At 63.4% G+C, this 21,047-nt stretch carries 5 protein-coding genes and 1 pseudogene; all 6 read left to right on the forward strand.

Annotated elements, in window-relative coordinates:
- Window positions 1-530 precede the first annotated feature (530 nt).
- Window positions 531-13,910 (forward strand): Ig-like domain-containing protein, encoded by a 13,380-nt coding sequence (locus tag ACOTXF_RS22685; RefSeq protein WP_234115394.1) that lies wholly within the window; start codon window positions 531-533, stop codon window positions 13,908-13,910.
- 76 nt (window positions 13,911-13,986) lie between these two features.
- Window positions 13,987-15,906: a TolC family protein gene (locus tag ACOTXF_RS22690; protein ID WP_121909183.1), complete on the forward strand. Its 1,920-nt coding sequence runs from the start codon at window positions 13,987-13,989 to the stop codon at window positions 15,904-15,906.
- Between the two features lie 14 nt (window positions 15,907-15,920).
- Window positions 15,921-16,802 carry an efflux RND transporter periplasmic adaptor subunit gene (locus tag ACOTXF_RS22695; RefSeq protein WP_001548177.1) on the forward strand — a complete coding sequence of 294 codons (882 nt, stop codon included), beginning with the start codon at window positions 15,921-15,923 and terminating at the stop codon, window positions 16,800-16,802.
- A complete protein-coding gene (locus ACOTXF_RS22700; protein ID WP_001548176.1) occupies window positions 16,799-18,148 on the forward strand; it encodes an efflux RND transporter periplasmic adaptor subunit in 1,350 nt (449 codons plus the stop codon). The genes ACOTXF_RS22695 and ACOTXF_RS22700 overlap by 4 nt, the downstream gene beginning before the upstream one ends.
- A 1-nt stretch (window position 18,149) precedes the next feature.
- Complete coding sequence (locus ACOTXF_RS22705; protein WP_001548175.1) at window positions 18,150-20,282, forward strand: HlyD family efflux transporter periplasmic adaptor subunit; 2,133 nt, start codon at window positions 18,150-18,152, stop codon at window positions 20,280-20,282.
- A 378-nt stretch (window positions 20,283-20,660) separates the two neighbouring features.
- Window positions 20,661-20,951, forward strand: a pseudogene (locus ACOTXF_RS22710) (Tn3 family transposase); the annotation flags it as partial.
- Between the last annotated feature and the right edge of the window lie 96 nt (window positions 20,952-21,047).

Here is a 21,047-nt window from a genome sequence, read left to right on the forward strand (position 1 = left end):
AAGCAGGTATGCCTGAAAGCGTGCGTATTGCCTGAAAACACAACCCGCTACGGGGGAGACTTACCCGAAATCTGATTTATTCAACAAAGCCGCGCAATTTATAAAAATCATAATTCACTAATGCGGTAACGGTAATTAATAAAATAATAACCTGAATTTTTCATAAAGTTAGTATTTAATTCTAATGCGCCGAACTTTTGCTTTACCTTTTCGGTTTTCAGCGTTGCTTAATTGTTACTAAAAGCGAGTTGTTTTAAAAGTATTCAAATGCTAAGTTAATGAAATTAATTATAAAATTTTGCTTACGGTTAAGCCTTTCGTCGTATTGGTTTTTTCAGGGCTGGCGGGGCGCTGTCTTGTTTGTCCTTTAAGATTTAGTTATTCTTCGCGCGCTAAGCGTCCATTCGATAATTTCGATGAATATATCCCCTGCTTGCCCTCCTCTGGCCTGGCGACATGGTGTACGCTCCTGGCAACGCTGAACTCAGAATATTTATCCAGTCACTCTATTTTTTAAGAGCAGTAAACCTATGACTACAATAAAGAACCGTCGTTTACGTCCGCGTGCGCATCGCTTTGCTCTTGAGTCTCGCCAGCTTTTTGATGGAGCCGCTCTGGCTGAAACCGCCATCCATGAGGCATCGGCAAGCGATCTGGTGCACCATGAAAGCGCCACCGAACCCGCGAAGGCGCTGGATATTCCCCACGCCGCCACAGCCGACGCCGCAAGCGAAAAACCGGGCAGCGCCGCCAGCGAAGTCTATGTAATAGACCAGCATATCTCCGGCTGGCAGTCGCTGGTGGACCAGGTGCCGCAGGGCAGCCAGGTGGTGATTATCGATGAAAACAGCTCGGGTCTGAGCCAGCTTGCCGACGCGCTGAAAGGCGAAACCAATATTTCCGCCATTCATATTCTGAGCCACGGCGCGTCCGACACCATTACGCTTGGCACCGATGTGCTGACGGCGGACAACCTCTCGGCGTGGTCTTCACAGCTCAGCGCTATCGGCGCAAGCCTTAGCGACAGCGGCGACATCCTGCTTTACGGCTGCGACGTCTCCGCCCAGGATAACGCCTTTATCACCCGCTTCGCCGAAGTGACTCAGGCGGACGTGGCGGCCTCCAGCGACATGACCGGCAGCGCGGCGCTTTCCGGCGACTGGGTGCTGGAAAACCATACCGGCAGCATTGAAGCGAAAACCTTCGCCTTTGATTACGACGGTCTGCTGGCCGGGCCGGAAGTCACCGCGCCGGAAAAAGGCATCACCGTCGCCGAGCCGAGCAGCCTTAACGCCGCAGGCGCCGATACCGCCACGCTCAGCGGCTGGCAGGTCAGCACCACGGACGCCAGCGAAACCGTCACCGTCACGGTGAGCCTGAGCAACAGCGCCATCGGCAAACTCAGCGACAGCCAGACCAGCAACGCTTCGCTGACCATGACCGGCACTGCCAGCGAAGCGCAGGCCTGGCTTAACAGCATCACCTTTACCTCCGCTGACGTCGAGCTTGGCAACACCGCCGCCAGCGGCAAGCTGGACGTCACGGTGCGCGACAGCGCGGGCGTCAGCACCAGCAAATCCATCGATGTGACCGTGACCCCGTCGAACGACCCGGTAAGCGTGGCCGACGCCACCCAGAACGTGCCGGAGATCGAATCGGGCGGCAGCGTCATCACCACCGTGACCCTTAACGCCATCGATGCGGAAGTAACGGCGGGCACCCAGCAGCCCGTGCAGATTGTCTATGGTCTGACCGACCTGCCGCAGTATGGCTATCTGACGCTGAACGGCGACCGGATGGGCGTCGGCTCTATCTTTACCCAGCAGGATTTGATCGACGGCAAGGTGAAGTATGTCCACACCGCCACGGGCGCAGACCAGAACGCCGCCGACGGCTTTACGGCGGTCATCAACGACGGCGCGACGCCGAAGGCGCAGTCCGATACCGTCCACGTCACGCTGAACATTACCCCGCAGAACCAGGCGCCGACCCTTAGCGGCAGCGGCGTGGTCTTTGAAGGCCAGCCCAACAATGCGGTCAACACCGGCAACGTCGGCCAGTATATAGAGGCGGACGGCGGCGGCGATCCGGGCGACACAACGCTGACTCTCACCATTACCGCCCTGCCGACCCACGGCACGCTCTGGTTTAACGGCGTCGCCGTCACCGTCGGCCAGACCTTTGACTATGCCGATCGCAATCTGCTGACCTATGCTAACGACGGCAGTGAAAACCAGGGCACCGACAGCTTTGGCGTACGCGTCACCGACCAGGGCGGCGGCACCGGCGTGCCGGCCAGCACCGACGGCACCATTACCCTGACCGTGCGCCCGGTGGATGACGACCCGACTCTGGACAACGTAACGCTGCACGCGCAGGTGGACGATCTGGCGAATGCCGTCACCCTTACGTCTGCGATGATCGGCGCAAGCGACGTGGATTCCACCGATAACCACCTCAGCTTTATCGTTGACGACAGCAAGCTCACCCACGGTTACCTGACGCTGGACGGCTACCGCCTGCAAAACGGCGGCACCTTCACCATGCAGGATATCGTCGACGGCAAAGTGCAGTACGTGCAGTACGCCAGCGCCAGCGCGTCGGGTGACACCGACAGCTTCAACTTTGTGGTGGTGGACAACACCGCTGCGCTGCGCTGGAACGCCGACGGCACGACCTACAGCCGCATCGGCGGGGTGTACACGCCGGGCACCGAAACGCTGACCAGCTTTACCTTTACCATCGGCCTTGCGGTGGTCACGGGCGGCGGTCCCGGCACGATCCCGGATCGCGTCACCACCATCACCAACCGCGACTCCACCTGGGCGGGCGTGGACTTCACCTCCGGCAACGCCCGCGGCGAAGTAGAAGAAGGCGGCACCCTCGTGCTGAACGGCACCAGCGGCGACTTCTCAAGCGTGCCGGGCCTGAGCTACACCGCCACGGGCGTGGACGCCTCGCAGGTGGTCTATACCTTCCTCGGTTTCTCGAACGGCGCAAGAGGCGGCGAGCTGCAAAAAAATGTCGGCGGCAGCTGGGTGACGCTCGGCGAATATGCCACCTTTACGCAGGCCGACCTCGACAGCGGCAATATTCGCTTCCAGCACGACGGCGGAGAGACCTTTGTCTACGCCGCGGCGTTCTCTGTCTCGGCGGGTCTGACCACGCTCGATGCCAACGGCAACCCGGTGACCGATATCTGGACGCCGACGCTGAACATCTACGTCACGCCAGTGAACGATCTGCCGGTGGTGACCGGCTCCTCCTCCTCCGTCATCGCCGAAGGCGAAACCGCTTACCTGACCACCGGCCAGATAGCGATAAGCGACCCGGACGACGCCAACAGCGGCAACGGGCTGGAAGAGAGCGCGACGATCAAAGACGGCAGCGCCAGCGCCAACAATTACGCCTATAACAACGACGCGACCGGCGCCAACGCCCTGACGTTCACCATCAAAACGCTGCCGGACGGCTGCACGCTGCAATACTACAACGGCTCGCAGTGGGTTGACGTTACCGTCGGCCAGACGCTCAACGCCTCGCTGCTTACCGCCAGCGCCTCGACCACCGGGCTGCGCTTCGTCAGCGACGGCTCGGAAGTGCGCTCCACCACCTTTACCGTATCGGCCACCGACCGCTGGGGCGCCACCTCCGCCAGCGACGCGACGGTGAAAATCCAGATAACTAACGTCAACGACGCGCCGCAGATCGCCAAAGACCCGACCCAGGCCGACCCGACGGTGACCGCAGGCTCGCCGAACCTGATTGGCGGCACGCCAGTCAACAACCCGCTGTACGTCACCGAAGGAAGCTATGGCCAGATAACCAGCGCCATGCTGCAAGCCTACGATTCCGACAGCAGCTCAATGCAGCTGCAGTACACCATCACCGGCGCGCCGACCCACGGCACCCTGGCCTATTCCAAAGATGGTGTGAACTTCAGCCCCATCGGCAAAGGCTCCTCCTTCACCCAGCAGGATGTGGCGAACGGGTACATTTACTACCTGAACGACGGCACCGAAGGCAGCGGCAACAGCGAACCCGCCACCCCGGACGATAAGTTCACCTTCACGATTTCTGACGGCGACAAAGAGCAGACCGGCAACGCGTTCTGGATCTACACCCGCCCGACCGACGACGCGCCGGAAGTGACCGCGCCGTCGGGCATCAAGAACATCGCCAGCGCCACGGCGACGAGCAACGCCCTGCCGGGCTTCTCGGTCAAAGATGGGGATCTGACAGACGGCGTGACCGATGGCGAGAGCGATTATTTGCAGGTGACCGTGCGTCTGCTGCATGCGGACGGCAGCGCCTTCGTGGCCAGCGAATACAGCGACGTGACCCTGGGTTACGCGACCGGCAGCGGCGCGACGATCTCTACCGCCCACGGCGGCCAGCACGACTATCTGGTCTTGAGCGGCACCCGCGCCCAGGTGAACGCGGCGCTGGCGGGCCTGACGGTGACCTTCAGAACCGACCGCAACGCCACCTATCAGGTGCAGACTATCGCCGATGACCGCCTGCGCGACGCAAGCGGCACGCTGACGGCAGGCGCTAACGGCGGCACGCTGAACCAGCCCGCGACGCCTGGCAGAGGCGCGGCGGCCACCGCCGTCGACGCCACCGAGTACAACTGGTACAGCGCCTCCGTACCGGAAAAAAGCGGCAACCTGAGCGCGGCGTCCGTCACCATTCGCGCCTCGGAAATCAACGATCCGGGCACGCTGACCGTGACCAACCTGGACCGTACCGTTTATGAAGATCAGGCAAGCTTTATCGGCGGCAATATCGTGGTGCAGGACACCGAATCCGCCGCCTTCGGCACGCCGGTGACCGTCACCATCACCGCGCCGTCCGGCACCCTCGGCATCGGCGGCGCGGACGTGAACACCAGCGCCACCGCCAGCGCCGCCGGCAGCCAGCCGGTTACGATTTCCGGCGACAACTCCGGCACGCTGACGCTGACCGGTCGCGCCAGCGACATTGAAGCGCTGCTGAACGACGCGGTGCTCGGCCTCACCTGGCAGAGCGGCGCCAACGTCAACCACGACCTGAACGGCGCAGCGGCGGGCGATGTCACCATCACCCTGCATCTGGACGACGGCGACTCGCATATCGGCGACACCGTGCAGGCCGACCCGGCCGACCAGACGCTGAACCTCACCATTGTGCCGGTGAACGACGCGCCGGTTGTCTCTGCAACGGGCGGTACGGTTTACCTCAACAGCGATCCGGCGGTAGTCGACGGCACCAAAGTCGGCGGCTTTGTGATTTCCGACCCGGATTACACCGACGGCGGCAATATCGCCGACGGCGAAACCGATTTTATGCAGGTGACGGTGCGCATCACCGACGCCAGCGGCGTGCCGCTGACCGCCGCGCAGTACAGTAACGCCGGCGTATCCGACATCACCATTAGCTCCGGCAACACAACGTCCGGCGTGACGATTGACAGCGTCTATAACGGCAGCGAGTCCGCACTGGTGATCCGCGGCACGCTGAGCCAGGTGAACGCGTACCTGGCGGCGCTGACCGTCTCCATGACCGGCTCCGCCCTGTCGAACGCCGATAACGCCTGGCGTGTGGAAGTGATTGCCGACGATCGCCTGCGCGACGCCTCTGGCAACCTGACAAGCGCCAACAGCGCCAACGGCGGCCAGAACGATGCCGTCACCGGCGTCGCGGCGGTGCCGACCACGGCTATCGACCCTTACGGCGCGCTGCCTTCCGGCCTGAGCCAGAACGTCAGTACCGCATGGCGCAGCGTCTTCCCAAGCGACGTCAACGATCCGGCGACCATCACGGTGACGGACAAGTCAGTCAACGAAGGCTCAACGACCGTCGCCCTGCCCGCCATTACCGTGGCGGACCCGGACGCCGACAGCGCCAGCCTGACAGTGACGGTCACTCTGCCGGGCGGCTTTACCTTTAAAACGATTGGCGGGACGGGCGGCACCGTTGATGCGGGCGGCGTCAACACCACCAGCTTCACACTTACCGGCACGCTTTCGCAGATCAACAGCCGCCTCGCTAACCTGACGGTGAACCTGCCGACCAACGCGGGCGTCACCGCCGCCGACTGGAACGGCACCTTTAACGTCACCGTAGTGGTGAACGATAACGCCAACCACGGCAGCCGCCCGACCACGCTTACCGGCGACAGCAATAACCCGAACGCGAACCCGGGCGACATCAGCTACGCCGATGACACCTCCGCCGCGCTGGTCACCACCCGTACCTTTAGCGTGACCGTGAAACCGTCGAACGATGCCCCGGTCGTGCTGGACGGCGCTACCCAGACGCTGGCCCCGGTGAGCGAAGACACCAGCGCCGCAGCGATTACCGGCGACACCATTGCCAACCTGTTTGCCGGTAACTTCTCGGACCCGAACGATCAGGTCAACAATGCGTCCATTACGGCAACCGGCGGCACCAGCGCTGACAGTTTCTGGGGCGTGGCTATCACTAACCTGTCAGTCAACAGCGCGCAGGGCGAATGGCAATACTCCACCGATGGCGGCACGACCTGGGCTGCCATTGGCAGCCGCACCGACGCCAACGCCCTGCTGCTGGATGCAACGGCCAAAGTCCGCTTTGTACCTGCCGCTGACTTCTTCGGGACGCCTGCTGCCTTGAAAGTACGTCTGGTGGAAACCAACAACAACGGCGACACCACCGTAACGACAGGGTCGCTGACCAGCGGCCAGACTGTATCAACGGCAACCAACGGCAGTAGTTCACGCTATAGCGCAGCGATGGTCACCCTCTCAACCAGCGTCACTAACGTCAACGACCGTCCGACGATTAGCGCGACGCCGCTGACCATGCAGGAAGATACGCCAGTTGGCAAAACGCTGACCTCTATTCTTGGCAGCTACAGCGACGCCGCCGACAACCAGACGGGAATTGCTGGCGGCGGCAACGCCAGCGGCGCTATCGGCTATGTGGCGATCGTCGGCAACACCACCGACGCAAGCCTCGGCCACTGGGAGTACTCTACCAACGGCACGACCTGGACTGCGCTTGGCACAAGCTACAGCGAAACCAACGCGCTGGTGCTGCTCGCCTCGACCCAGCTGCGCTTTGTGCCGCTGGCCGACTACAACGGCGCGGTGCCGGGCGGCCTGACGGTGCGCGTCTCCGACAGCACCAGTTCCGCCGATACCGGCGTCAGCGCCGCGGGCAGCACGCAGGATCTGCAAAGCGCCTTCAACAGCGGCCAGACCAGCCACTGGAGCACGGCGCAGAGCATCAGCATGAGCATTACAGCGGTGGCGGACGCGGTGAGCGACACCGCCGCCACCCATTCAGGCGAGGCGAAAACCATCGACGTGCTGGGCAACGACAGCTTCAGCAACAGCGATAAAGCGATCACGGCGGTCACCCAGGGCGTTTATGGTTCCGTGGTTATCGACAACGGCAAGGTGATTTATACCCCTAACACCACGAGCTACGTCGGCAGCGATACGTTCACCTATACCGTCACCAGCGGCGGCGTGACCGAAACCGCGACGGTCACGATTCAGATGAATAACGCCGCCCCGGTCACCCAGGGTGAAAACGTCAGCACGCCGGAAGATACGACGCTGACCAGCTCCGCCGCGCAAAACCTGCTGCTGAACGATTCCGACCCTGATGGCGATACGCTGAGCATTCTTAACTACTCCGTCAGCGGCGTCGGCACGGTGTTTACCGCAGGCCAGACCGCCGACCTCACCGGGTATGGCAAACTGACCATCAACGCCGACGGCAGCTATACTTTTGTCCCGGTCGCCGACTGGAACGGTACGGTGCCGACGGTGACCTACCGGGTGGTTGATGGCCGCACCAACGGCGCGACCACGGCGCAGTTGAAGATAACCGTCACGCCGGTAAAAGACGCCTTTGACGACAGCCTGACGACCCACGCGGGTACGCCGGTGACCATCGACGTTTTCGCCAACGATAAATTCAGCAACGGCGATAAAGCGATTACCGGCAAGACCAACGGCGCTTACGGTACGGTTAGCATCAGCAACGGCCAGGTGATTTACACGCCGACCAGCGGCTATGTCGGCACCGATACCTTCACCTATACCGTCACCAGCGGCGGCAAAACCGAAACCGCGACGGTCACCCTCACTCTGGTCAACGACGCGCCGCAGGTCGGCCTGGCTAAAACCGGCAGCACGGCGGAAGACACAACGCTTACCAACGGCGAAAATCTGCTGACGGGCGCCAGCGACCTGAACGGCGACGCGCTGACGGTGAAATCGTTTACGGTGGGCAATACCACCTGGGCCGCCGGCCAGACCGCCACGCTTGCGGGCTACGGCGCGCTGACCCTCAACGCCGACGGCAGCTATACCTTTGTTCCGGTCGCCGACTGGAACGGCAACGTGCCGCAGGTGACCTACACCATCACCGACGGTCGCACCAACGGCGACGTCACCTCGAGGCTCGATATCTCCGTTACGCCGGTGCAGGATGCGTTTAACGACAGCCAGACCGGCCACGGGCGCGACCCGCTGGTGATTGATGTCTTTAATAACGACAGCTTCGCCAACAGCGACAAAGCCATTACCGCCACCACCAACGGCGCGCACGGTACGGTGACCGTCAGCAACGGCAAGGTGGTTTACACCCTGAACGACGGCTATGTCGGCACCGATAGTTTCACTTATACCGTTACCAGCGGCGGCAAAACCGAAACCGCGAACGTCACCGTAACGTTAACGAACGGTGCGCCGACCGGGGTTGTCGGCAAAACCGCCAGCACAGCGGAAGACCAGACGCTGACCAGCACGGCTTTGCAGAATCTGCTGAACGGCGCCAGCGACCCGGACGGCGATACGCTGAAAGTCAGCGCATTTACGGTGGGCGCAACGACGTGGGCCGCAGGCCAGACCGCGACGCTTGCGGGCTATGGCGCGCTGACCATCAACGCCGACGGCAGCTATACCTTTGTTCCGGTCGCCGACTGGAACGGCAGCGTGCCGCAGGTCACTTATGAGGTCACCGACGGGCGCGACAACGGCGTGCAAACCGCCGCCCTCGATATTACCGTCACGCCGGTGCAGGACGCCCATGACGACAGCCGGACAGCCCATGCGGGCGCCCCGGTCACGGTCGATGTCCTGACCAACGACGGCTTCACCAACGGCGACAAAGCGATTACCGGCGTCACCGACGGCGCGCACGGTACGGTTAGCATCAGCAACGGCCAGGTGGTTTACACCCCGACCAGCGGCTACGTCGGCAACGACAGCTTCACCTATACCGTCACCAGCGGCGGTATCGAGGAGACCGCCACGGTTTATCTGACGTTGACCAACAGCGCGCCGACGCTGCCCCACTGGACAGTGATTAACCGTGAAGACTCGCCGATCGGTATCCCTGGCCTTTTATTAGATACCAGCAGCGACGCCGACGGCGACACCCTGACGGTGACCGATTTTACCGTCAACGGTACCACCTGGCAGTCAGGCGAGACGGCCAATCTGGCGGGGTACGGAAGCCTGACTATTACTTCTGACGGCGGCGTGACGTTTATTCCGGTGGCTGACTGGAACGGCAACGTACCGGTGGTGACCTACACGGCAACGGACGGCCGGGATAACGGCAGCGTCACATCGACGCTCACCATTCAGTACGATGCGATCCCTGACGCCGTTGACGACAACGCCACCACCCACGCGGGCGTGGCGAAAGTCATCGACGTGCTGGCGAACGACAGATTCAGCAACAGCGACAAAGCCGTTACCGCCGTCACCCAGGGCAATAACGGCTCGGTGGCGATTGAAAACGGCAAGGTGCGCTATACCCCGAACGCGGGCTTTAACGGCACTGACAGCTTTACCTATACCGTCACCAGCGGCGGCGTAACGGAAACCGCGACCGTTAATGTCACCATCGCCAACATTGCGCCGGTGGCGCACGATGATTTTACGTGGACTGCGGAAGACACTACCCTGACGCGCAGCGCCGCCACCGGGTTGCTGGCTAACGACAGCGATGATGACAATGATGCTCTTGCCATCACGCAGTTCAGTACCGGTACGCAGATTTACGCGGCGGGCCAGACCGCGACGCTTGCAGGCATGGGCGACCTGACCATTAACGCCGACGGCAGCTATACCTTTGTGCCAGTCGCCGACTGGAACGGCGCCGTGCAGCCGATCCTTTACCAGGTAAGCGACGGCAACGGCGGATTTAGCGTGGCGACGCTCTTACTTACCGTCAACCCGATCGCGGATGCGGTCAACGACAGCGTCAGCACCCATGCCGATGTGCCGGTGGTGATCGACGCGCTCGACAACGACAGCTTCAGCAACAGCGACCAGACGATTACCGGCGTCACCGCTGCCGCCCACGGCACGGTGACGATTGAGAACAACACGCTCGTCTACCGCCCGAACGCGGGCTATGTCGGCAGCGACACCTTCGACTACACCGTCATCAGCGGCGGCAAAACCGAAACCGCGACCGTTACCGTGGACGTCACCAACGTGGCGCCGCGTCTGACCAGCGTACCGACGATTTCCACGCCGGAAGACACCACGCTTAACAGCACTGCGGCGCAGAACCTGCTGACTAACGCCCACGATGACGATGGCGACGCCCTCGCCGTGACGGAGTTTACCGTCGGCGGCACCCGCTACCTCGCGGGCGACACCGCGACGCTGGCAGGCTATGGCGATTTGACGATCCGCGCCGACGGCAGCTTCACCTTTGTGCCAGTGGCCGACTGGAACGGCGTGCCGCCTGCCGCGACCTACACCATCAGCGACGGCAAAGACGGCGGCGTCTCCACCGCCACGCTCGCCTTTAGCGTAACGCCGGTGGCGGACGCGAAGGACGATACGGCCAGCACCCATGCGGGTGTTGCGGTCACTATCGATGCGCTGCATAACGACAGTTTCAGCAATGCCGACAAAGCGATTATCGATGTGGATCAGGGCCAGCACGGCTCGGTGACCATTGAAAACGGCCAGCTGGTTTATCGTCCTGTGGCAGGCTATGTCGGCCAGGATACCTTCACCTACACCGTGGAGAGCGGCGGCGTTCGCGAAACCGCCAACGTCACCGTCACCCTGACCAACAGCGTGCCGGTCGCAACGGGCGAGACAGTGGCTTCGCCGGAAGATTACGAGGCGCGCGGCGACCTGCTGCTCAACGACCGTGACGCGGACGGCGATCCGCTGTTTATCGCGGGCTTCACCGTCGGCGGCCAGACTGCTCAGCCGGGCGACACCGTCCAGCTTGCGGGCGTCGGCGCGCTGACCGTTAACCGCGACGGCAGCTACCGCTTCACGCCAGTCGCCGACTGGAACGGCACGGCGCCAGTAGTAACCTACACGGTCAGCGACGGCAACGACGGCGGCACCGCTACCGCGACGCTCGCCATCACCGTCACCCCGGTAGCGGACGTGAAAGATGACAGCGCCACCACCCACGCAGGCGTGCCGGTGACGATTGATGCGATCGGCAACGACCGCTTCGTTAACCCGGACCAGGCCATTACCGGCGTGACCCAGGGCGCGCACGGCTCCGTCGCTATTGAAAACGGGCAGCTGGTTTATACGCCAAACGCGGGCTACGTCGGCCAGGACACCTTCACCTATACCGTCACCAGCGGCGGCGTCACCGAAACCGCCGCCGTGAGCGTCGTGATGACCAATACCGTGCCGGTGGCCGACGGTGAAATCGTCACCACGCCGGAAGACACCGCTATTGGCGGCGAACTGCTGACCAACGACCGCGACCCGGACGGCGACCCGCTGCACATTGCGGGCTTTACCGTCGGCGGCCAGACTGCTCAGCCGGGCGACACCGTCCAGCTGGCGGGCGTCGGCGCGCTGACCGTTAACCGCGACGGCAGCTACCGCTTCACGCCAGTCGCCGACTGGAACGGCACGGCGCCGGTGGTGACCTATACGGTCAGCGACGGCAACGACGGCGGCACCGCTACCGCGTTGCTCGTTATCACCGTTACGCCGGTCGTGGATGTGAAAGATGACCGCGCCACCACTCATGCAGGCGACCCGGTCACCGTTGACGCGCTCGGCAACGACAGTTTCAGTAACGCCGACCGCGCTATTACCGGCGTCACCAACGGCGCGCACGGCACGGTGACCATTGAAAACGGCAAGGTGGTCTACCAGCCGAATACGGGTTATGTCGGCCAGGATACCTTCACCTATACCGTCACCAGCGGCGGCGTCACCGAAACCGCCCAGGTCACGCTTGAGGTCACCAACACCCCGCCGGTCGCGGTGGCGGATAAAGCGAGCACCCTGCCGGAAACGCCGGTCAGCGGCAATCTGCTGACCAACGACCGCGACGCGGACAGCGACCCGCTGCACGTGGCGGAGATCACCGTCGGCGGCGCGACCTACGCGCCGGGGGACATCATTACGATCCCGGGCCAGGGCACGCTGGTGGTTAACCGCGACGGCAGCTATCTGTTTACCCCGGCAAGCGGCTGGTCCGGCTTTACGCCAGTGTTGAACTACACCCTGAGCGACGGCAACGACGGCGGCACCGCCACGGGCGAACTGCGCCTGCTGGTGAACCCCGTAGCCGAGGCGTGGGTGAAAGAGGCAGGTCTGGTCGATACGGCCAGCGGCGCGCAAACCACCACGGGCGCGATGGCCGTACTGTCGCTGGAGCCGGTGGAAAGCCTGACCATTGGCGGCCAGACCCTGACGCTTGCGCAGCTCCAGGCGCTGAGCGCCCAGGCGCCAGTGGATATCGCAACGCCGGACGGCGTGCTGTCGCTCACCGGTTTCCAGGTGGACGGCGAAGGCCGCGCGACGCTGCAATACCGCTTCACGCTGACCCAGGCGGTTAACCAGCCGGGCGAATCCACCACCCGCGAAGAGATTCGGTTCTCCGTCAACGGCCAGCAGACCCGCGCGCCGGGCCTGCTGCGCGTCAATATTCTCAACGACGCGCCGGTCGCGGCAGCGGACGACAACAGCATCGACCAGGATCGCGGCCAGCAGGCGGCGTCGGGCAACGTCTTTAGCAACGACGCTATCGGCGCAGACGGCGCCGCGGCGGGCGGCCCGGTGAGCGCGATTTCCTCCGTGAACCTCAACCGCGCGGGCGCGGTCGGCGGCGTAAGCCTGGGCGAGTTCGGCGCCCTGACGCTCGACGCCCGCGGCAACTACAGCTATGTGCTGAACCGCAGCAACAGCCGCGTGGCGTCGCTGGACGCCAACGCCACCCTGAGCGAGGTGTTCACTTACACCATTACCGACGCCGACGGCAATACCAGCCAGGCGCAGCTGACCATCGTTATTCACGGCGTGACGCCGCCGCAGTCGGTACGCACAGGCGATCAGCACTTCCCGAGCTACTACACCAACTACGAGCTGTCGCTCGATCAGCCGTATTCGCCGGGTCTGTTTATCCTGCCCGCCATCTACGGCGTGTACAGCGACCAGTTCTCTCGCAAGGTGGAGCTGAACCGCAAAATTACCGAGCTGGGCCGCGGCATGAATGACAACGGCACGCCGGTGCTGGAAGACGGCATTCTCTTTACCCGCTGGGTAAACACCACGCTGCAACGCAGCGTGGTGAACACCTTCGCCGCCACCGGTATCGGTTCGCAGCTGCTGGGCGATCACTTCAGCCACTTCTCGCTGAATAAATCCGTACAGCCTGCGCCCGTGCTGGAAAACGCGCCGGAACGTCCGCCGCTTAACGAGCGCATCAACGAAAGAACCACCGTGCAGCAGGAGCGCGGCGAGAAAACCCCTGATGCGAAGCAGGCTCACGCCGCCGCGCCGGGCGTGGTGATCGTGCCGCAAGCCGCCGCCCGACCAGGCGCGCCGTCACTGGCGGCGCAGGTCGACGCGCTGGCCCGTAACCGCGTCGCCGCGCCGGAACCGGTCACCGTGGGAGGCGCCACACCGCATCGTTAATCGCGCAACTCCAAAAACCTTTTACACCGGCGGCGCCGCGCCGCCGGATTGTTAACTCAACACTTTAAGCATAACAATGATGACGACTTTAACTGCCGTAACCCCGACTGCCGTACGTTCTGCGCCTCTGCTCGCCCCTGTCGCCGCACTGGTTTCCGCGCTGCTGTTAAGCGGTTGCGGCACCATTAAACCTGAACCGCTGACCCAGGATGAAATCGGCGCGCGCGTCAGCGCCGACCGCGCCGCCATGTACCGCGACCAGCAGCCGGTCTCTGGTCCGCTGACCCTGTCAGACGCCATGGCCCGCGCGCTGAAATACAACCTCGACTACCGCCTGAAGATGATGGAAATCGCCCTGTCGCGCGGCATCCTGGATATCTCCCAGCAGGATATGCTGCCGAAGTTGATGACCGATGCCGGCTACCGCTGGCGCGACAACGATTCCGGCGGCACCAGCGTCGGTATCGAAGACCGGGTCGTCAGCCTGCGTCCGTCCACCTCTGAAGAGCGCGAGCACCTGCTGGCCGACGCCACCTTCTCCTGGGACGTGCTCGATTTCGGCATGAGCTACTACCGCGCGAAGCAGCAGGCGGATAACGTCAACATCGCCGAAGAGCGTCGCCGCAAGGTATTGCAGAATATTGTCCAGGAGGTGCGCGACGCGTACTGGCGCGCGCTGGGCGCACAGCGTCTGCTGAGCGAAGCGCAGCCGCTGGCCGAAGAGATCCAGACCGCGCTTGAGAAAACCCGCGAAGCGGAGCGCGCAGGCATTCTGCCGCCGGTCGAGGGCCTGGAGTACCAGCGCGCCCTGCTCGACGCGGTGGCGCTGCTGAACCAGAAGCGCCAGGAGATGCAGATGGCGAAAAGCGAGCTGGCCGCCCTGCTGAACCTGCCGTCCACCACCGACTTCACCTTACAGGACGTCGCCAATCCGGCGCTTTCCGGCGTGCCAAGCCAGCTTGATACGCTTGAGCAGATGGCGCTGGAACGCCGCCCAGAGCTGCGTGAAGAAGATTACAAAACCCGCATCGACGTGCTGGAAACTAAACGCCAGATCGCCTCGCTGTTCCCGAACCTGAATCTGTTCGGCGGCATCAGCTACGACTCCAACAGCTACCTCTACAACAACAGCTGGGTGCAGGGCGGCGTGGGCGTTTCCATGAACCTGTTCAAGCTGCTGAGCGCGCCGGCCATCAGCCGCACCAACGACGCGCGCCTGGCCACCGACAATGCCCGCCGTATGGCGCTGAGCATGGCGGTGCTGACTCAGGTGCGCGTCTCGGTTGAGCGCTACAAGCTCGCGGTGTACGACTACCAGATAGCCCAGGAGTCCGCCCGCGTCGACCAGCGTCTGGCGAGCATCTCCCGCGCCGGTTCCGACAACTCGCTCTCAAGCGACCTGGAATCCCTGCGCACCCAGGCGCGCTCCATCGTCTCCCGCTTCCAGGAAGCCGCCTCCTACGCGCAGGCGCAGTCCGCCTATGGCCGCGTGCTGAACTCGGTAGGCATCGACCTGCTGCCGGAAAAGGTGACCAGCAGCGATCTGCCGACCCTGTCGCGTGAAATCAACCAGAGCCTGGTGGCGGGCGAGAAGCAGGTCTTCACCCAGAGCGCCGACGCGGTAGTTTCCCGCCATCCGGTCAGCGTCACCCTGGGCCGCCTGCCAGCGGGCGTCAACAAGAGCGCGATTTATCAGTCGGTCACCCATGTGCTGGCCGCCAACCAGCTGGTGCAAGGCAACGGCGCCGACAGCGTGAAACTGCAAATGAACCTCAACCTTGAACGCGCGTCAGGCTCGCAGCGCGGCGTGTGGGAAATGGCGGTCTATAACGCCCAGGGCGCGCAGGTCGCCTACCAGAAATACACCAGCTATCTGCCGAATGACGTCAACACCCGTTCGGTCAGCGCGCTGGCAGAAGCCGCCGCGCTCTCCGTGGTGTCCGACCTGCATAAAGCGGCAGGCGACACCGGCGTGATGACGGCAAGTAACCCTTAATAACAGGAACAGGTATGAACAACGTGAACGAAGGCTGGCGCAGCGTCCGCGCGCTCATGCCGCTGACGGGCCTGGCGCTGTGCGCCAGCGCCTTCGCCGCCGACCCAACCCCCGCTGCGGCGGGGGCAGTCGCAACGCCGGATGCGGCCGTTGCCGCAGCGCCTGAGAGCGCGCCTGACGCCACCGCCGACAACGGCGCCGCGCCGGTGCGTTTTCTGGTGATGGCCAACCAGGAAAGCCCGCTATCAAGCGTGGTGGCCGGGCGCGTGTCGCAGGTCAACGTTGAGCTGGGCGATACGGTCAAGGCAGGCAAACTGCTGGTGACGCTGGACTGTAGCGAGCTGAAAGCCCGTCGCGACGCGGCAGACGCCGAGTACAGCGCCGCGCAGATCAAATATGAAGCGAAGGCGAAATTGCAGGGTCTGCATTCCGCAGGCGCGCTGGAGGTTGGCCTTGCCGCCGCCGACGTGAACCGCACCCGCAGCCAGATCAAAATCTTTGAAGCGCAGCTGGCGCAGTGCCGCTTTACCGCGCCGTTCGACGGCCGCGTGGCGCGTATTTACGTCAAAGAGGGCCAGGGCGTCGGCGCAGGCGCGCAGGTTATCGATCTTGTAAGCAACGGCACCCGCAAGGCGCGCCTCAACGTGCCGTCAGGCTGGACCACCTGGCTTGCGCCCGGCGCGCAGCTTGACGCGGTGGTGGGTGAAACCGGCAAGCATTACCCGATGACCGTCACCCACATCAGCGGCCGCGTGGACGCCGTGAGCCAGACGATTGAGATTGAAGCGGAATTTGGCAGCGACGCCCAGGACGTACTGCCCGGCATGAGCGGCCGCGCGACGCCAGTCTGCCCGAAAGCGGCGGCGCAGTGCCAGAGCGGGACGACCAACTCGTGAGCATCGCCCTGTTCTATTCTCTCGCGGCGCGCGTGAAAGCGGCGCGCAGCCCCGAAGAGCTGGGTTTTGTGATGTGTAACGATACCCGCTCGCTGGTGGAGTATCGCCAGGCGGCGCTGCTCGCCGTTTCCGCCACCGGGCGCGCCCAGCTTGCGGCGCACTCCGGCCTGAGCGACACCGACCGCAATACCCCCTACGCGCTGTGGCTTGCCGCCGTTGCCTGCGACATCGCGCCGCGCTGCGCCGCGCTGCCGGAAACCGCCCGCGTGATGCCGCTGTCGCCGGAAATGCTGAGCGAGTCGCTGGCGCGCGAGTGGGACGAATGGCTGCCGGGCCACGTCTGGGTGCTGGCGCTGACCGGCCCGGACGGCAAGCTGCACGCCCTGCTGCTGCTGGCCCGCGATACCCCGTGGCCGACGCAGCTTGGCGTCGAAAGCCCCGAATACGCCCTGCTCCAGCTGGCGAACCTGTACGGCTACGCCTGGTGGGCGCTGGTGGCGCGGCCTTCTCGCCTGCAACGGCTGCTGCCCGCCACGGTGCGCCGACGCGCGGGTCTCGTGTTGCTGCTTCTGCTGCTGGTTATGCTGATCCCGATTCGGGAATACACGCTGGTGCCCGCCGAGGTGATTTCGCTTAACAGCGAAGTGATCGCCGCGCCGAGCGACGGGGTGATTCACCAGATGAAGGTGCCGCCGAACACGCCGGTCGTGGCCGGACAGGTGCTGGCGGAGCTGGATGATACGACTCTAAAAAACCGTCTCGCCATTGCTCAGGCGGAGCTGGCGACCGCCACCGTCAATATGCATCAGGCGTCTCAGCAGGCGATTGAAGACCCGAACGCCCGTGCGGAACTGGCTCTGACCGAAGGCAAATGGCGCGAGCAAAAGGTGCAGGTTGCCTCGTTGCAGCGCGAGCTGGAGAAGCTGTCGATCCGCGCCCGCAGCAGCGGCGTGTTTGTCTACACCGACCCGGACGACTGGGCGGGCCGTCCGGTACAGACCGGCGAGCGCATCGGCCTGCTGGCGGACCCGACGAAGCTCGGCGTGCGCGCCTGGGCGCCTGCGGCGGAATCCACCAACCTGAACCCGCACGCGGCGATGACCGTATTTCTTAAGGTCGCCCCGCTGCACCCGCTGACCGCGCGGCTGGATTACGCCGGTTACGAGACGGTGGAAGCGCCGAACGGCGTCGCGAGCTACCTGCTGCGCGGCACCGTAACCGACCCGTCCAGCGCCGCCCGTATCGGCTTGCAGGGCACGGCCCGCGTCTCCGGCGACTGGAGCCTGCTCGGTTATCTGATTTTCCGTCGTCCGCTGGCGACGCTGCGCGCCTGGTGTGGATTCTGATATGCAAACAGCCGCGACGCTCCCGCCTGCGGGCGGGACAGCTCTTGCGCAGCCGCAGCCGCTGCCGCCGCTGCGCGACGAGCTAAAAATTCACCCGGCGGGCAACAACCGCGACGGCTCGCCCGCCTGGCATCTGGCCGACCCGGTGCGCAACCTCTATTTCCGCCTGGGCTGGCTGGAGCTGGAGATGCTGCGCCGCTGGCCGCTCGGCGCGCCGCAGGCGATTGCCGACAGCATCAGCCAGGAGACCACCATGACGGTGGACGAACAGGATGTGTTGCAGTTCCTGGGCTTTTTACAGCAGCAACAGCTGCTGCGCCGCGGCGCGTTCAAAGCGCGCGGCTCGCTCTGGCGGCGTATTCTGCACGGCTACCTGTTTATCCGCCTGCCGCTGGTGCGCCCGGAGAAAGCCCTGCGCCGCATGCTGCCGTGGGTGGAGTGGCTTTTCAGCGCGCCGTTTCTACTGCTGACCGCCGTCGCCGCGCTGGCAGGCGTCGTTCTGGCCGCGCGCCAGTGGGATAACGTCGAGGCCGCGCTGCACGGCGCCCTGAGCTGGAACGGGGCGCTGGCCTTCGCGGTGGCGCTGATCCTCTCCAAATGCTGGCACGAACTGGGGCACGCCTTTATGGCGACCCGCTACGGCGTACGCGTCGGCCATATGGGGGTGGCGCTGCTGGTGATGTGGCCGATGGCCTACACCGATACCGGAGAGAGCTGGAAGCTGTCGCAGTCCCGCCACCGGCTCTCCATCGCCAGCGCGGGCATTATGGCCGAGCTGATGCTGGCGGCCTGGGCGACGCTGTTCTGGAGCTTCGCGCCGGAAGGCAACGTTAAAGGCGCGCTGTTCTTTCTCGCCACCACCGCCTGGGTGCTGACGGTGGCGGTGAACGCCAGCCCGTTTATGCGCTTTGACGGCTACTTTATTCTCAGCGATACGCTGGACTACCCTGGCCTGCACGAACGGGCGGGCAACTGGGCGAAGCGCTGGCTGCGCTGGCACCTGCTGGGGCTTGAGGATCCGATCCCGGATAACGTCTCGCCCGCCTTTGCCCGCTTCCTCACCCTTTTCGCCTTCGCCACCTGGGTTTACCGGCTACTGCTGTTCGTCGGCATCGCGCTGGTGGTCTACAACGCCTTTTTTAAGGCGCTCGGGCTGGTGCTGTTTTTTATTGAGATAGTCACTTTTGTGGTGCAACCGATGTTTCGCGAACTCAAAATCTGGCGCGCGCGCCGCCGGGAAATCGCTCCGGCGCGCCTGCTGCGCCTTGTCGCCGTCGCACTCGCGCTGGGGCTTTCGGTCTTTCTGCCCTGGTCCGGGCAGGTCTCCCTGCACGGCGTGATGGAGGCGGGCGTGGCGCAGCCGGTTTACACGCCCTATGCCGCCCAGCTTGACAAGGTGCTGGTGCAGGAAGGCCAGCAGGTCAAGGCGGGCCAGAAGCTGTTTGAACTGGTGGCCCCCGTCCCGGCGGACGAGCAGGATAAGGCGCTGGCGCTAAGCCAGGCGTGGCAGACCAGCGCCCGCGGCGCGATGGCGCTCGATAAAAACGGCGCGGCGAAGCAGGTGGTCGCCGACCAGATGGCGCGCCAGTACGCCATTCAACAGCGGGCCAGCGCCGTTGAGCTTCAGCGGCTCCAGCTGGTGGCGCTGGAGGATGGCGTGGTGCATGACGTTGAGCAGACCCTGCGCCCCGGCAGTTGGGTCTCGCCTGGCACCCGCATCGCAAGCGTGATCGACACCCACCGCTGGCGCGTGAAGGCGCTGGTCAGCGAAACCGACCTGGCCCGCCTGCGCGACGGCGCGACGGCGCGGGTTTATCAGCAGGGCCGCTGGCAGCCGCTCGCAGGCGCGGTAGTGACCATCGACCACGACGCCATCCGCCGTCTGCCTAATCTGATGCTGGCGCAGAGTCACGGCGGCCCGGTGGCGCTGAACCCGGTTGCGCCCGCCAACGAACTCCGTCCCGCCGCCGTCTGGTACCGGGTAGTGATCGAAGGCATCTCCGCCGCGCCGGTCAGCAAAGAGCAACTGGTACGTGTTGACGTGGCGAGTGACCGCCAGAGCCTGGCTCACGGCTGGGTCAACAGCGTTATGCTGATGCTTATCCAGCAAACTGGCTTTGGTAAAGAGGGTTAGCGTGCGATTTTCGCGCCAGGCCGCCTGGCCTGGCGCGGGTTTTCTCCCAACCGCGGTTTTAGGTTAAACCCCGTTTCGCCAGAGCAAACTGGCACCTACGTTTTGTTAGTCTGTTCGGTGTTCTGCAACTGGACCCGGAGGTTATATTACTTGCAGGCGTGCAGCTGATGCTCGCAAGACTCGTTGGTTTCTGTTTCCGGAGGTGTGGTTATGCAAAAAATTGTCTGCAAAACGCCACGATTGTCATCACTGGCATGTCGAGTTGTTTCGGCCACGAGGCCGCCCTGCGGCTGGCGGAGATAGGTGCCAACGCCATGCTGGCAGCCAGACGGAACTGGAGGCGCTCGCCGCCGATATTGTCACGGCGGGCGGCAATGCGAAAGTGATCTGAAAATTACCGAACATTACACCGATACAGCGGGCTTCACTGAGCATGTTTTCACCCTGATGCATCTGCTGGGATTCGCTTTTTCGCCAAGGATCCGGGATATTCATGAGAAGCGGCTGGTTATTCATCAAAAGGCCGAGCGTTATTCCGGGAAACAGTCCGTCATATCAACAACCAGCCTGAATCTCAAAGACATTGAGGCGCGCAGGGATAAAATATTGTACCTGGCAGCCTCAATTAAACAGGGGATTGTCACCGCATCGCTGATAATGAAAATGTTAGGGAAGGTGCGAATAAGCAGGTCATTTCTTCCCAAGCTGACTCGCTGATTAAAATTTCGCGGATCTGGGCCGATTTTTTTCCCGCAAACACATCGA

Origin of the sequence: Enterobacter cloacae complex sp. IR53041, from assembly GCF_049238285.1 — a bacterium.
Taxonomy (GTDB): Bacteria; Pseudomonadota; Gammaproteobacteria; order Enterobacterales; family Enterobacteriaceae; genus Enterobacter; species Enterobacter roggenkampii.